A 14,677-nucleotide genomic window follows, 5' to 3' on the forward strand; every position below is an offset into this window, starting at 1 on the left:
ACAGGACAGGAAATTATTCAATATTTTACTGCATATGGCGTGCAGGGGATCCTGATGCATATGGCGTGCAGGGGATCCTGACAATATTACTGTTTGCGGTCTGCTTTATCTACTACAATTACAATTTTGCCAAAGCAGGCGCAGAGGAACATTTTGAAAAGGGGAATGACGTTTACAAGTTCTACTGCGGAACCTATATCGGAACATTTATGGACTATTATTCAACCGTGTTCTGCTATATGTCATTCTTTGTCATGGTAGGGGGAGCAGCATCCACCTTAAACCAGCAGTACGGCCTTCCCTTTGTGGTGGGAGGCGTGATCCTGGCAGCCCTTGCCATCCTAACCGTGGTAGGCGGGCTGAATTCACTGGTAGATAAGATCGGTCTGGTAGGGCCTGCCATTGTAATACTGTGCATTGGAATCGGTGCGGTGACCCTGGCAAGGGACGGCGGACAGATCGGCGCGGGGCTGGAGATCATACACAGCGGCGCATTCGCACAGGCAGGCAGTGAGACCATAAAAAATGCAGGACCCAACTGGGTGATCTCCAGTTTGTCCTATGCGGGATTCGTGCTGCTGTGGTTTGCCAGCTTTACAGCAGCATTGGGAGCTAATAATCGGAAAAAAGACGTGGAATATGGAGTTTATCTGGGAACAGTGGCTGTGTGCGTGGCCATAATATTAATCATGCTTGCCCAGATCGCCAATATCAATACGGCCGGTGTCAGCAACAACGGGATCTTTGTGTGGAATGCAGATATACCCAACCTGATCCTGGCAGAGCGTATATGGAAACCATTTGCATCTATATTTGCGGTGGTGGTATTTGCAGGCATCTACACAACGGCAGTGCCTCTTTTGTACAATCCCTGTGCCAGGTTTGCCAAAGAGGGAACCCCCCGGTTTAAGATCTTAACCGTTGTTTTAGGCATTGCGGGGCTTTTGGTGGGACTATTCCTTCCCTTCAGGGTCCTGGTCAATGTGATCTATGTGCTCAACGGATATGTGGGAGCCGTATTGATCTTATTTATGTTGTGGAAGAATATAAAGGATACGTTTATACATAAAAAATGAAAATCTATCTCATAGATTGTGACAGTATCTCACGCACAGAACTGACTGGCATGATCGAAGCAGAGGAACTGGGTGAGGTATCCGGGGTGTCGGCCGGATGGGACGATGCCTGCAGGCGGATTCCCGGCATACGCCCGGATGTGATCCTGGCGGACCTGCCCCTTCCGGAGCTCAAGGTCATCACCTGCATACGCAGGATCAAGGAGAAGCTGCCGGAGTCATCCATCATCATGCTGTCCCCGGCCCACGATACGGAAACGGTACAGAGGGCGTATGAGGGGGGAGCACAGCTGCTCCTTCACAAGCCTGTGAACATGACGGAGATCAGGAACGTCCTGCGCAGCATGGAAATGGTTCAAAACATGCAGTGGATCCTGAAACAGGCCAGGAGCGGGACCATGGGTACACCGGACCGGGAAGTAAGCCAAAACCGGGACGAGGAGATGGATAACAGCGTAAGCCTCAGCCTGTCCATCAGGCACCTTAAGGGGATCCTGCAGGAGATCGGGATCCTCAATGAGGCCGGAAGCAAGGATATTATCCGGATCATCAGTTATCTCATTGAACAGGAGCTGGATCTGAGCGACATTACGGTGCGGGAACTGTGCAGGAGGATGAAACAAAATCCCAAGAGTGTGGAGCAGCGTATCCGGAGGGCGGCCTCGGACGGCATGTATCATCTGGCTGCCAGAGGCCTGGATGACTATGCGGATCCTGTGTTTAACGAATATGGGGGCAGGCTTTACAGCTTTGAACAGATGAAAAAGGAAATGAACTTTATACGGGGCAGAAGTGAGAAGCACGGAAATGTGCGGATCAAGAACTTCCTTGGAGGCCTGCTGGACTGCTGCCGGGAAGTGTAGGGCGGCATTGGCATTGTAAAAAATTGGCAGATTCTATTTTTATCATATTTAATTCCGCAGTTGATCAAGGATACTTGTGCGGAGATTACATTAAGTTTCAGGAGGCGGAGAAAATGGAAACCATATATGATCTGATCATTCTGGGGGCGGGACCGGCAGGGCTTGCAGCAGGACTTTACGGAGGCAGGTACCGTTTGAACACCCTTTTGGTCGAGAGAGGACAGGATGGCGGGCAGATCGCCATCACCTCGGATATTGAGAATTATCCGGGCCAGATGGTGGAGGCGGAGGAATCCGGCGCCACCCTCATTGCCCGCATGACAAAGCAGGTGGATAAGTTCGGCGTACACCGGGTAAGTGCCTCCATTGAAAAGGTGGAGCTGGAAGGCCCGGTGAAACGGCTTACGGACACAAAGGGCAATGTTTATGAGGGAAAGACCGTGATCATAGCCACGGGCGCCCATCCAAGACCCATTGGATGTAAAAATGAAAAGGAGTTTCTGGGCAGAGGCATTTCCTTTTGCGCCACCTGTGACGCCAATTTCTATGAGGACATGGAGGTCTATGTGGTGGGAGGCGGGGACTCCGCCATAGAGGAAGCCATTTATCTCACCAAATTTGCCAGAAAGGTAACGGTGATCCACAGAAGGGACCAGTTAAGGGCGGCCCAGTCCATCCAGGAAAAGGCGTTCAGAAATGAAAAACTGCATTTTATGTGGGACAGCGTGGTGGATGAGGTAAGGGGTGACGGAATACTGGACGCCATGGTTGTGAGAAATGTTAAGACAGGGGAACTGACCCAGGTGAACGCTGACCCGGATGACGGCATGTTCGGACTCTTTGGGTTTATCGGATACCTGCCTAATACCGGCCTGCTTGAGGGCACCGGCCTTGCCATGGAGGGCGGGTACATAAGGACAGATGAAGACATGCGCACCAATATATCAGGCGTGTATGCGGCCGGTGATGTCAGGGTCAAATCCCTGCGCCAGGTGGTGACGGCTGCTGCTGACGGAGCCATTGCCGCGTGCCAGGCCGAGCATTATGTGGCTGATCTGCAGTGATTAAAAAAATGTCGGTGTACCGTCAGGGAATTGGTAAATATTATAAGATAGCGCTTGATTAAATCGGGATTACCATGTATAATATAGACAAAAGTTATCGCGATTACATTACGGGAAACAGAGGTTGGTTTTATTTATAAATATGTTATGTGAGACAGGAGGACATAAAAGTGATCGATTTGACAAAGGAAAACTTTGAGGAAGAAGTGCTGAAGGCCCAGGGATATATCCTGGTGGATTTTTACGGTGACGGATGTGTGCCCTGCGCAGCCCTTACGCCCCATATCCATGGTTTTGAAGAGGTGTATGGAAAGACAATGAAGTTCTGCTCCTTAAACACTACAAAGGCAAGAAGGCTTGCCATTTCCCAGAAGGTTCTGGGGCTTCCGGTCATTGCCGTTTACAAAGACGGTTTAATGATCGATTCCAGGGTGAAAGAGGACGCCACACCTGACGCATGTGAGGAAATGATCAAAACGTATGCTTAAAGCCATAAGCGCTTACGCATAAATAAAATGGAATAGGAGGAAATGATATGGCAGTTTTAAAAGACAAGTATGCGATCATTATCGGTGACCGTGACGGCGTACCGGGACCGGCCATAGAAGAGTGCGCAAAGACAGCCGGCGCAAAGATAGCTTACTCCTCAACGGAATGCTTTGTCTGAACGTCCGCGGGTGCTATGGATCTGGAAAACCAGAAAAGGGTTTTAAAGTTAAGTAAGGAGTACGGACCGGAGAACATCGTTGTTCTTCTGGGAGCTGCTGAAGCGGAAGCCGCCGGCCTGGCCGCAGAAACCGTGACAGCAGGGGATCCTACTTACGCAGGTCCTTTAGCAGGAGTCCAGTTGGGACTAAATGTATATCACATTTGCGAAGATGAAGTAAAGGCAGAGGCAGACCCTTCTGTTTATGATGAACAGGTGGGAATGATGGAGATGGTCATGGATGTTCCGGCCATCCATGAGGAAGTGGAGAAGATCCGCAAGGACTACGGCAAGTATTAGAGCATGTTTGAAAATTCATTCCCGCCATCTGCCCTAAGGAATCCCCCAGGCTCTGCCCGGTACCCCTTAGGACAAAGCACGCCCCACTTCGCGGCATATTTGGCCCCAATTCAGTCAGCGTAGCCCACTACGCCTCCTTCATCGGGGCCAAATCTCCCACAAAGTGCAACGTACAGCTGCCAGAAAGCAATTTTCAAACACACTCTAGAGCATGGTCCGGGTGAGGATCCAAACAGGCTGGGGCGGGTGAAACCATCTTAAGCCCCTCCTGTTCCCCTTCTCGGGATCTGCAGCACAAGACACATGTCATTCACGAATATTGGGAGATCAACAGAATGAAAGGTTATCCGGTAATCAAGGGGACCAGCTACACATTGGCTGCCACCCCGGATATGGTTTTATATAACGGCACCACACAGACAACGGAGCGGGTTGTAAACCCGGATTCCGATTACCTGGTGGAACTGCCGGGACACCTGAGGGGATATGAGGATGTGCTTTCCTATATCCCAAACCAGGTTTACATAGGGAATGCCACCCACGAGGAACTGAGGGATACACAATTCCCATACTATGACAAAAAATGGAAAGAGCCAAAGGAAGAAGGACCCTTTGGATGTATCCTTCCTGAAGATGAATTTTACGGGGTTATGCACATCTGTGACGTGTTCGAGCTGGTGATGCTGGAACATGGTTTTGCGCAGACCGTTAAGGATAAGCTGGAGAAGCGCGGAATGTTCACACAGCAGCAGCTGGAAGGACTTCTGAAGAATAACGGGACAGGGGAGGAGCTGGAGCGCCTTGTGACCCAGGAGCATTCCGAGGGGCTTTACATCCGCCGGGATGAGCTGGTGGGAGTGGTAAAACGCGCCCATGATGTGGATGTGAACCTGTCGGCCCATGTGATGCTGGAAAATCTGGTATCCAAGGCATCCAATGTCATCTCGCTGATCGAACTGAAACGAAAGAACAACTTTGATCCCGATGAGGTGGAATATGTGATCGACTGCTGTGAGGAAGCCTGCGGGGACATGAACCAGAGGGGCGGAGGCAATTTTGCCAAGGCATCGGCTGAGATAGCCGGTTATAAAAACGCCACCGGTTCTGACGTGCGCGGTTTCTGTGCAGGCCCGGCCCATGCCATGATCCATGCGGCGGCCCTGGTGAAGTCAGGAACATTTAAACATGTGATCGTCACGGCCGGAGGCTGTACGGCCAAACTGGGAATGAACGGCAAGGACCATGTAAAGAAAGGACTTCCGGTGCTGGAAGACTGTATTGCAGGATTTTCAGTCCTGGTCTCTGAGGATGACGGCATCCATCCCATGATCCGCACGGATATTGTGGGATGCCATAAGATCGGGACCGGTTCAGCCCCTCAGATGGTGATCAGTTCCCTGGTGGCGGAGCCTCTTGAAAAAGCAGGGCTTACGTTTACGGACATTGACAAGTACGCGCCGGAGCTTCAGAACCCGGACATTACCAAACCCGCGGGAGCGGGAGATGTGCCGGAAGCCAATTATAAGATGATCGCGGCCCTGGCCGTGATGAAAAAGCAGATCCAGCGGGCGGATATCCCATCCTTTGTTAAAGAGCATGGAATGACCGGCTGGGCTCCCACCCAGGGCCATATTCCTTCCGGCGTCCCTTATCTGGGGCCGCTTGTAAAAGAATGTATGGAGGGAAAGACCAAACGGGCCATGATCGTGGGCAAAGGCTCACTGTTCCTGGGACGTATGACCAACCTGTTCGATGGAGTATCCTTTGTGGTGGAGGCCAATGAGGGAGAAAGAAAGACAGGAGGAAAGGCAGGTCAGGATGCAGGGCCGGATGTATACCAGGATGCAGGTCAGGACGCAGGGCCGGATGCAGGTCAGCAGACAGCGCATGTGATACCGGAACACAGCCCCTCCCATCCAATGGTCACAGCGCCCTGTCATGGAGCCAGGATCGTATTTGCCCTGGAGGGAAGCGAGCAGGGACAGGAGGATACGGATCTGGCCCTTGGACTGGCTGCCAGAAAGGGGATCGAGGTAAACGTATGCCATGGGGCAGATGCCCACAGGGCCATGGAGTTTGCCCTGGAATCCGGGAGCGCCCAGGCAGGAGTGACCATGCATTATCCATTCCCCATCGGGGTATCCACCGTGGGCAAGGTGATCACACCTGCCAGGGGAAAGGCCATGTACATTGCCAACACCACGGGCACTTCCCATACGGACAGGGTATCCGCCCTGGTGAAGAATGCCATTGCAGGGATCATTGCCGCCAAGGCTGACGGGGTATTAAACCCCACGGTGGGGATTGCCAACATAGACGGGGCCAGGTCCTGTGAAAAGATCCTGAAAGCCCTGAAGGAAAACGGATATGACATAACCTTTGCGGAATCTGCCAGAGCGGACAAAGGCGTGGAGATGAGGGGCAATGACCTGTTAATGGGCACCGCGGATGTGGTGGTGATGGATTCCCTTACAGGAAACCTGATGATGAAACTATTCTCCTCCTACACTACCGGCGGCCAGTACGAGGCCACAGGGTACGGATACGGGCCGGGGATCGGCGAAGGATATGACAAACTGGTGATGATCGTGTCCAGGGCTTCGGGAGCGCCTGTGATCGCAGGAGCCATGGAATATGCGGCCAGCCTGATCGCAGGAGACTGGAAGGCGGTTGCGGCAAAGGAATACGAGGCAGCCCGAAGGGCGGGCCTGGATGAGCTTCTGGCAAAGAATACCCCTGCCGGGCAGGAGACAGCGGAAGAAGTTACCTGTCCCCCCAAGGAAGTGGTGACAGCAGCCATTCCCGGGATCGAAGTCATGGACCTGGACGAGGCGGTTAAAACGCTTTGGAAGGAAGGCATCTACGCGGAAAGCGGCATGGGATGCACTGGCCCCATTGTCCAGATATCGGAAGCCAATCTGGAAAAGGCAGCCGAGATTTTGAAAAAAGCCGGATACACCGGCTGATCAATAAACGCAAGTCAAGTTTAAGCAAACCTGCCGCCGGTATCTGTCCGGCGGCGGTAAAAGGGATCCGGCACTGAAAGGGATCCGGCACTGAATATGGAATATCAGGGAGAGAGTTGGGCAGCTGGTGCGCCCCGCGGTCTTCAAAACCGTTGTGTGGGGTTAGGAGCTTCACGGGTGGGTTCGATTCCCACCATCTCCGTTTCGGCGAACACATACAATTGAATCGTTTCGCTTTATAATCGGGAGGGAGCTGGGTAGCTGGTGCGCCCCGCGGTCTTCAAAACCGTTGTGTGGAGTTAAGAGCTTCACGGGTGGGTTCGATTCCCACCACCTCCGTTTTGTGAATGATGCGGCAAGTATTGTGAAAGGCCAGGCAGTGAGCCTGCCTTTCGGTACAAACAAGGAGGTAGACCAATGGGAGACAAACAGGTGCTTCTGCGCGGGCTTCCTAAAGTGGACGAGGTGCTGCAGGATGAGCGCCTCGTTTTATTTTATGAAACCATGCCCAGACCGCTGATCGTGGACACGGTAAGGGAAGCAGTGGGGGATGTAAGGAACGGGATCCTGGAAGGTACCGTGGACAGGGGATTGTCCCGGGATGAGATCATGGACAGGATAACCGGTATTTTAAGTGAAAAAAAGAAAAGAACAATGAGAAGGGTACTCAATGCCACCGGGGTGGTGCTCCATACCAATTTAGGGCGGGCCAGGCTCAGCAGCAATGCATCCGGCGCGGTTTGGGAGATCATGGACGCATACTGTACCCTGGAATACGATCTGAAGTCAGGGACCAGGGGAAGCCGCCATGCCATTGTGGAGGGCATCATAAAAAAGGTGACAGGGGCCGAGGCTGCCATGGCAGTGAACAACAATGCCGCCGCCACAATGCTGGCCCTGGCAGCACTGGCCAGGGGAAAAGAGGTGGTGGTCTCCAGGGGGGAACTGGTGGAAGTGGGAGGATCCTTCCGGATCCCGGATGTGATGAGCGAGTCCGGAGCCTTTTTAAAGGAGGTGGGAACCACCAATAAGACCAGGATCTCCGACTACCGAAGTGCGTATAAGGAAGGGATGACGGGCTGTTTTATGAAGGTCCACACATCCAATTACCGCATTGTGGGATTTACCGAGGATGTGAAGCTGGAGCAGATGGCACAGTTGGGCAGGGAACTGGGCCTGCCTGTGATCTATGATATGGGAAATGGGCTCATGGCGGACCTAAAACGGTATGGGCTGGATGAACCGACTGTGACAGACGCCCTGAAATCAGGGGCTGATGTGGTCCTGTTTTCCGGCGACAAGCTGCTTGGCGGCCCCCAGGCCGGTATCCTCATAGGAAAAAAGGAATATATAGACAAAATGAAAGAGCACCCCCTGGCCAGGGCGTTCCGGGTGGATAAGATGACCCTGGCGGCGCTGGAAGCGACATTTTTACAGTACATTGACCAGGAGGCGGCCTTAAAGGAGATACCGGTGCTGAAGATGATCTGCGCTAGTCCCCTGGAACTGAAGGAAAGGGCCGAAATGCTGGGTGTTATGCTGAAAGCTGCCTGCCCGGATCTGAGGGTACAGGTAGAGTCCTGCAGGGACCAGGTGGGCGGGGGAAGCGCGCCTACCTGTGAGCTGGAGGGGTACGGGGTTGCGGTGTGGAAGGAAGGGCTGTCCGCGCAGAGGATGGAGCGGAAGCTGAGAAAGGCGCCGGTCCCGCTGATCGTGCGGGTAAACCATGACCGGGTCCTGGTGGATGTGAGGACCCTTTCAGACGAGGAATTCCTGCCGGCAGTGGAGGCATTTTCCGGCATGGAAGGCGGTGAGTCCTGATGCAGAATATCATTGTGGGAACAGCGGGCCACGTGGACCACGGAAAGACCTGCCTGATCAAAGCGCTTTCCGGTTTTGACACAGACCGTCTGAAGGAGGAGAAAAAGAGGGGGATCACCATTGATCTGGGATTTGCCAATTTGCCCAATGATGCCGGACTGCACATAGGGATCATCGATGTGCCGGGACATGAAAAGTTTGTGAAGAACATGCTTGCGGGCATAGGGGGCATAGACCTGGTACTGATGGTCATTGCGCTGGATGAGGGGGTCATGCCCCAGACCACGGAACATTTTGAGATCCTAAAAATGCTTCACATCAGGCAGGGGATCCTGGTGCTGACAAAAAGCGATCTGGTGGATGAGGAGTGGGCACAACTGGTGGAGGCGGATGTGGAGGACCTGGTGCAGGGCAGTTTCCTGGAGCATGCGCCGGTGATCCGCGTATCTTCCTTCACGGGCGAAAACATAGATCTTCTCCATGACAGGATCATCCAGATGGTTTCCGATCTGGGAACCAGGTGTGAGGAGCCGGAACTGTTCCGGCTTCCGGTGGACCGGGTATTTACAACAGAAGGGTTTGGCACCGTGATCACAGGAACCCTGCAGGAAGGAATGGTTCAGGCAGGAGCGGAAGTCATGGTATATCCACGGGAGCGCCCCATTAAGATAAGGGGCATCCAGTCCCACGGACGGAAGGAGGATGCGGCGATTGCAGGACAGCGCACGGCCCTGAACCTTTTGAATGTAAAAAAGGAGGACCTGAAACGAGGGGACGTTCTGGCATATCCAGGCTCCCTTGTCCCATCCGCCCTGGTGGATGTGAAACTGTCCATTTTTCAGACCAGTGACAGGGAACTTAAGTCCGGGGACAGGATCCATCTCAACTACGGTTCCGCCCAGACCATTGCAAAGGCAGTGCTCATGGACCAGGACCGCATCGCCCGCGGCGAGAGCGCTTACGCCCAGCTCAGGTTTGACGAACCCGTTGTGCTTAAAAGGAACGACCGGTTCATCATCCGTTTCCTCTCGCCGGTTGAAACCTTTGGGGGAGGCATTGTGCTGGACGCATCTCCCTGCAAACACAGGCGGGGGGATCCGCAGGTGATGGAATCCCTGGGCATCAAGGAGAAGGGGACGGACCTGGAAGTCATGGAGCTGATGATAAAGGAGGAGAGCAGGAACTTTCCATGCGCAGGCCGGATCGCGGCAAATATGGATCTGCCCAAATCCCGGGTTGTCCAGCTTATGGACTCATTAAAGGAAAGCAAGCGGATCCTGATCCTGTCCGATGACTCGGTGATCCATATGGATCACTGGAAGAAGATATCTGATTATGGGGAGGCACTGCTGGCAGAATACCACAGGGAAAACCCCATCAACGAGGGCATGGACAAGGAGGAGTTTAAATCCAGGCTCAGCGAGCAATTCCGTATAAAGGATATAAGGAAGGGCGCCGCTCTTCTGGCGGAGCTGGTGAAGCGGATGGTGGTCAGGACCCAGGGGGCGTATGTGTCGGGAAAGGATTTTTCCACCACGTATTCCCGGGAACTTAAGGGCATGCTGGAACAGATAGGGACCCTGTATGCCCGGGCGGGGATCGAGGCTCCTCTCACCGCAGAGGTGGCGGACCGGTTTAAGGATAAGAACAGGGCCAGGCAGATCATTGCCGACATGCATAAAAACGGCAGACTGATCAAACTGAATCCGGCCTCCTACATGGACAGCCGGGCCTATGATCAGGTACTTGCAGACCTGAAGGGTTACCTGGCCGTGCACGGGGAGATCTCACTGGGAGAGTTCAGGGATCTGTGCGGCACTTCCCGCAAATACGCGGTACAGCTGCTGGAGTTCATGGATAAGAAAAAGATTACGAAAATGGTGGGAGATAAGCGGGTCCTGATCCACTGACATACCAAAGGGAGCATGGTCTTTGAAACACCTTATAACATCTGCATTGAAAGGGGAAAAGAATATGATCTATCTGGATAACGGGGCCACGACCTTCCATAAGCCGGAGGCAGTGATACAGGCAGTGGCTGATGCCATGCGACATATGGGCAACTCCGGGAGAGGGAGCCATGAGGCATCCCTGGGGGCTGCCAGGACCATTTATGACACAAGGGTCCTGGTGTCGGACCTGTTTGGCCTGGGAAATCCCTGCCGGGCTGCATTTACTGCAAACTCCACAACAAGCCTTAACATGGCCATACAGGGGCTCTTTTCACCTGGTGATCATGTGATCACCACCATGATGGAGCACAATTCCGTCCTCCGCCCCCTGTATATGATGAGGGAGAGGGGAGTGGAGCTGACCATTGTCAGGGCCGATGGCCGGGGGAATATACGGTATGAGGACCTGGAAAGAGCCATCAGGCCCAACACAAAGGGGATCGTATGTACCCATGCATCCAACCTTACGGGAAATGTGGTGGATATTGAACGGGTGGGACGGATCTGCACAAAGGCATCCCTGCTGTTTGTCCTGGATGCGTCCCAGACAGCGGGGGTATTTGACATCCATATGGAACACATGGGTATTGACGTCCTCTGCTTTACCGGCCACAAAAGCCTTATGGGACCTCAGGGGACAGGGGGGATATGCCTGAGGGAGGGCGTTGCCGTACGGCCTCTGATGGCCGGGGGAAGCGGAACCCACAGCTATCAGGAATTCCATCCCGGGGAAATGCCGGAAGCCCTGGAGGCGGGCACGGTCAACGGCCACGGCATAGCGGGGCTTCATGCGGCCCTGGAGTTTATACGGAGCACCGGGATGGAGACCATCCGCTGCCGGGAGCTGATGCTCATGAGACGTTTTTATGAAGGGGTTTTGGGTATCCCCGGAGTTACTGTATACGGTGATTTTTCCGATATGGACCGCCATGCGCCGGTGGTGGCCCTGAATATAGGGAATTATGATTCCGGGGAGGTATCAGATGAACTGGCGGCAAACTATGGGATCTATACCAGAGCGGGAGCCCACTGCGCGCCTCTGATGCACCAGGCCCTGGGCACTGTCGGCCAGGGGGCGGTCCGGTTTTCCATGTCCTACTACAACACGGAAGAAGAGATAGACCAGGCAGTACAGGCAGTGAGGGAGCTGGCCGTATAACAAATATCTATCAGGCTTACCATTGAGTAGGGAGCGGGAAAGGATGCTATGAGGAAAAAAGAACTGAAACTGGTGATAACCTTTCATACAACAGCGGAAGCCATAGCCATGGAGACGGTGTGCCGTAAAATGGAGATCCCCGGGCGTCTGATCCCGGTCCCACGACAGATTTCAGCGGGCTGCGGCCTGTCCTGGAGCATGCCTGAGGGATGGCGGAAAAGGATCCTGGAACTCATGGGAGTTCAGGAACTGGGCTATCAGACCATGGGAACGTATCTGATTTAAGAACATGGTCCATGAAAAAAGAACATGATCCATAAAAAATGACGGGCTGATCAGGAATCGTATCTGCCGGTCATTTTTATTTTGTATCACACAGATCGGTCACTCCGCATAAGGCAGATCCACCACCGTATAGGGGTGGCCCATGGCGGGCAGTATTTTATCGATCAGATCCCTGACGGAGAACATCAGGCTGGAGGTATTTATACAGGGATGGCAGCCAAAGGATTTGCCGTCCAGTATATCCTTGTCGATCAAAAGCCTGACCCTGCCTGCCTTGTCATTCATCAGTCCCATGACTGTGACGGAGCCGGGGGTGAGGTCCATAAATTCCTCCATGAATTCAGGCTCACCAAAGGAAAGCCGGGCGCTTCCGATCTGTTTGGAGAGCAGGGCTGTCTTGAACTTTTTATTTCCAGGCATGAGAAGCAGGTAAAAGTCCGTTTTCTGCGCATTGCGCAGAAAAAGGTTCTTGCAGATCTCGGAGCCTAAAAGCCGGTCCACTTCCAGGCAGGCTTCAATGGTGGGAAGGGCATCGTGGTCCACCCGGGTATAGGACACCCCCAGGGAATCCAGCAGGTCGTATGTGCGGATCTCCTTCGCGAGCCTGCCGGTGAGATCAGACGGGCGGCCCTGATATAAGGTATGGTCAATGTGATAGTGCGGAAGTGATTTTGCTGTTTGGTTTGTATCTGTCATTTTAAGCACCTCGTGAGATTTTGATCATAGAATGATCTGTTTTTAGTTGAATGTGGAGACGCAAAAAACCAGTATCATTATAGCACCGCAGCAGGGGGATGTCCATAAAAACAAGGGGAAAAACAACGTATTTCCGATTATGGTTGCAGCAGTACAGGATATTTGCTATAATGGATACAGTTGAATGTGAACGCGATAACATAATACGGGAAAGGGGAGGATGATCACAGGACATAAAACGGGGTGTTGCAGGATGACGGACTCCACAGCGGAATATTTACCAGCGAAACGGCAGATACTGCGCAGTGTGGGAAGCCGCGTTTTGCAACACCCTATTTTAGACATATGGATTTATGCAGGGGTCGTTTATTTGTGGTAATAATCGTAACACAATCCGTAAGGCTGGCATTTCTGCCATTTTCCCTTGCCGCGCTCGCCTACGAAAACACCGTTTTCAGCTACCAGGCGGCCGCGCAGGTATACCTGTTCCGGGCGCCCCTGGATCTTAAATCCTTCAAATGGTTCGTAATCAATTCCATGAAGGCTGTCCTTGTTGGTAATGACACCTTTCCACTCAGGGTCGAATATGACAATATCCGCATCAGCGCCAATGCGCAGTTCCCCTTTGCCGGGCAGGCCCACCACCTTGGCAGGATTGGTGGCAAACAGTTCCACAAATTTCTGCCGGGTGATCGTTCCCGTGCACACGCCGTAGGTCCACAGCAGGGCCAGACGGTCCTGGACGCCGGGGCAGCCGTTGGGTATGTTGGAAAAGTTGGTTCCTTTCTTTTTGGCTCCTTCAAACCCGCCGTCCAGGGCGCAGTGGTCGGAACCCACGGCAGTGAGCCATCCTTCCCGCACCGCCTGCCACAGGGCGTCCACGTGTTCCTGGGGCCTCAGCGGCGGCGAGCAAATGTACTTGGCTCCCTCAAAACCGGGCTGGTCAAGATAGTCGGTGGTAAGGGTCAGGTAATGGGTGCATGTTTCGCCAAAGACAGGCCATCCCTGGCTGTGCGCTTTGCGGATCGCCTCCATGGCTTCCTTTGCGCTCACATGGACCACAAAAAGAGGGCAGTCCGCGGCCTTGGCCAGGGCGATGGCGCGGCCGGTGGCCTCCTCCTCGGCAATGGGAGGACGGGCATGGTAGTGATACACTGGGGCGGTCTTTCCCTGGCTCAGATAATGGTTAGTCAGGATGGTTATGATATCTGCATTTTCCGCATGGACCATCATGGTAACGCCTGCCTCTTTGGCGTTCATCATGGCGTTTAAGATCGCCTCGTCATCACAGTAAAAAGCAGTTCCCTTATATGCCATGAAAAGCTTCAGGGTGGCCACCCCCACTTCAGGCAGATGCCTGACTTCCTCAAATACGGATTCCTTGGGGTCCATGATCACTGCATGGAATGCAAAATCCACAGAGGAAATGTCTTCTGCCTTGGCGGCCTGTTGGCGGATGGCATCTAGCAGGGGCACGTCTTTTTCCTGGGGGGCAAAGTCCACAATGGTTGTGGTCCCGCCCACGGCCGCAGCTTCAGCGGTTTCAAAAAGCCGGCCTCCGAAGGAGCCGTAATGGACGTGCTCATCCACGCCTCCCGGCAGGATGTATTTGCCCGCGGCGTCCACGGTACGGTCTGCATCCATATTAAGATTGGATCCAATCTGGCGGATGGTCTCTCCTTCAATGTAGAGGTCGCCGGTGAATTCACTGGTAGCTGTGAGAATCGTTCCATTTTTAATCAGAAGGCTCATGATAACTCCTTTCATGGATACATGATGCGCCCGGGTC

13 protein-coding genes and 1 tRNA gene are annotated in these 14,677 nt (G+C 53.4%); 12 read left to right on the forward strand and 2 right to left on the reverse strand.

The annotated features are described in order from the left end of the window. From CLFS41_RS12145 to CLFS41_RS12200, 12 genes are all read left to right on the forward strand, one after another. Positions 1-1,076, forward strand: a 1,076-nt coding sequence (locus CLFS41_RS12145; protein ID WP_242856836.1) for a hypothetical protein, incomplete at its 5' end; no start/stop codon positions are given. Further along, entirely contained in the window at positions 1,073-1,939 is an 867-nt protein-coding gene (locus CLFS41_RS12150) for a DNA-binding domain-containing protein (protein ID WP_045092444.1), read from the forward strand. The genes CLFS41_RS12145 and CLFS41_RS12150, both read left to right, overlap by 4 nt. A gap of 113 nt (positions 1,940-2,052) precedes the next feature. Further along, complete coding sequence (trxB, locus tag CLFS41_RS12155; RefSeq protein ID WP_045092445.1) at positions 2,053-3,003, forward strand: thioredoxin-disulfide reductase; 951 nt, start codon at positions 2,053-2,055, stop codon at positions 3,001-3,003. 170 nt (positions 3,004-3,173) lie between these two features. After that, the gene (locus CLFS41_RS12160) at positions 3,174-3,491 is read left to right on the forward strand and encodes a thioredoxin domain-containing protein (protein WP_007858851.1); all 318 of its coding nucleotides are present in this window, start codon (positions 3,174-3,176) and stop codon (positions 3,489-3,491) included. A 47-nt stretch (positions 3,492-3,538) separates the two neighbouring features. Continuing rightward, positions 3,539-4,009 carry a glycine/sarcosine/betaine reductase complex selenoprotein A gene (gene grdA, locus CLFS41_RS12165; protein ID WP_082082570.1) on the forward strand — a complete coding sequence of 157 codons (471 nt, stop codon included), beginning with the start codon at positions 3,539-3,541 and terminating at the stop codon, positions 4,007-4,009. 95 nt (positions 4,010-4,104) lie between these two features. Next, entirely contained in the window at positions 4,105-4,233 is a 129-nt protein-coding gene (locus tag CLFS41_RS31155; protein WP_329809242.1) for a DUF6783 domain-containing protein, read from the forward strand. Between the two features lie 111 nt (positions 4,234-4,344). Next, on the forward strand, positions 4,345-6,975 hold the full coding sequence (gene grdC, locus CLFS41_RS12170; RefSeq protein ID WP_045092447.1) for a glycine/sarcosine/betaine reductase complex component C subunit beta: 2,631 nt from the start codon (positions 4,345-4,347) through the stop codon (positions 6,973-6,975). A 245-nt stretch (positions 6,976-7,220) separates the two neighbouring features. Beyond that, positions 7,221-7,314: transfer RNA gene (locus CLFS41_RS12180), tRNA-Sec, on the forward strand. 78 nt (positions 7,315-7,392) lie between these two features. Next, the gene (gene selA, locus CLFS41_RS12185; RefSeq protein WP_045092448.1) at positions 7,393-8,796 is read left to right on the forward strand and encodes an L-seryl-tRNA(Sec) selenium transferase; all 1,404 of its coding nucleotides are present in this window, start codon (positions 7,393-7,395) and stop codon (positions 8,794-8,796) included. After that, positions 8,796-10,706, forward strand: a complete 1,911-nt coding sequence (gene selB, locus CLFS41_RS12190; RefSeq protein WP_045092449.1) for a selenocysteine-specific translation elongation factor — start codon at positions 8,796-8,798, stop codon at positions 10,704-10,706. The genes selA and selB overlap by 1 nt, the downstream gene beginning before the upstream one ends. A 64-nt stretch (positions 10,707-10,770) precedes the next feature. Then, positions 10,771-11,907 carry an aminotransferase class V-fold PLP-dependent enzyme gene (locus CLFS41_RS12195; protein WP_045092450.1) on the forward strand — a complete coding sequence of 379 codons (1,137 nt, stop codon included), beginning with the start codon at positions 10,771-10,773 and terminating at the stop codon, positions 11,905-11,907. Between the two features lie 48 nt (positions 11,908-11,955). Next, positions 11,956-12,192 (forward strand): DUF3343 domain-containing protein, encoded by a 237-nt coding sequence (locus tag CLFS41_RS12200; protein ID WP_007858836.1) that lies wholly within the window; start codon positions 11,956-11,958, stop codon positions 12,190-12,192. Between the two features lie 99 nt (positions 12,193-12,291). Here CLFS41_RS12200 and CLFS41_RS12205 read toward each other — a convergent pair whose 3' ends face one another. Continuing rightward, on the reverse strand, positions 12,292-12,888 hold the full coding sequence (locus tag CLFS41_RS12205; protein ID WP_007858834.1) for a prolyl-tRNA synthetase associated domain-containing protein: 597 nt from the start codon (positions 12,886-12,888) through the stop codon (positions 12,292-12,294). Positions 12,889-13,254: 366 nt separating this feature from the next. Then, entirely contained in the window at positions 13,255-14,640 is a 1,386-nt protein-coding gene (gene hydA / locus CLFS41_RS12210; protein WP_007858831.1) for a dihydropyrimidinase, read from the reverse strand. Positions 14,641-14,677 lie beyond the last annotated feature (37 nt).

This window comes from Clostridium sp. FS41, assembly GCF_000954015.1.
Taxonomy (GTDB): domain Bacteria; phylum Bacillota; class Clostridia; order Lachnospirales; family Lachnospiraceae; genus Enterocloster; species Enterocloster citroniae.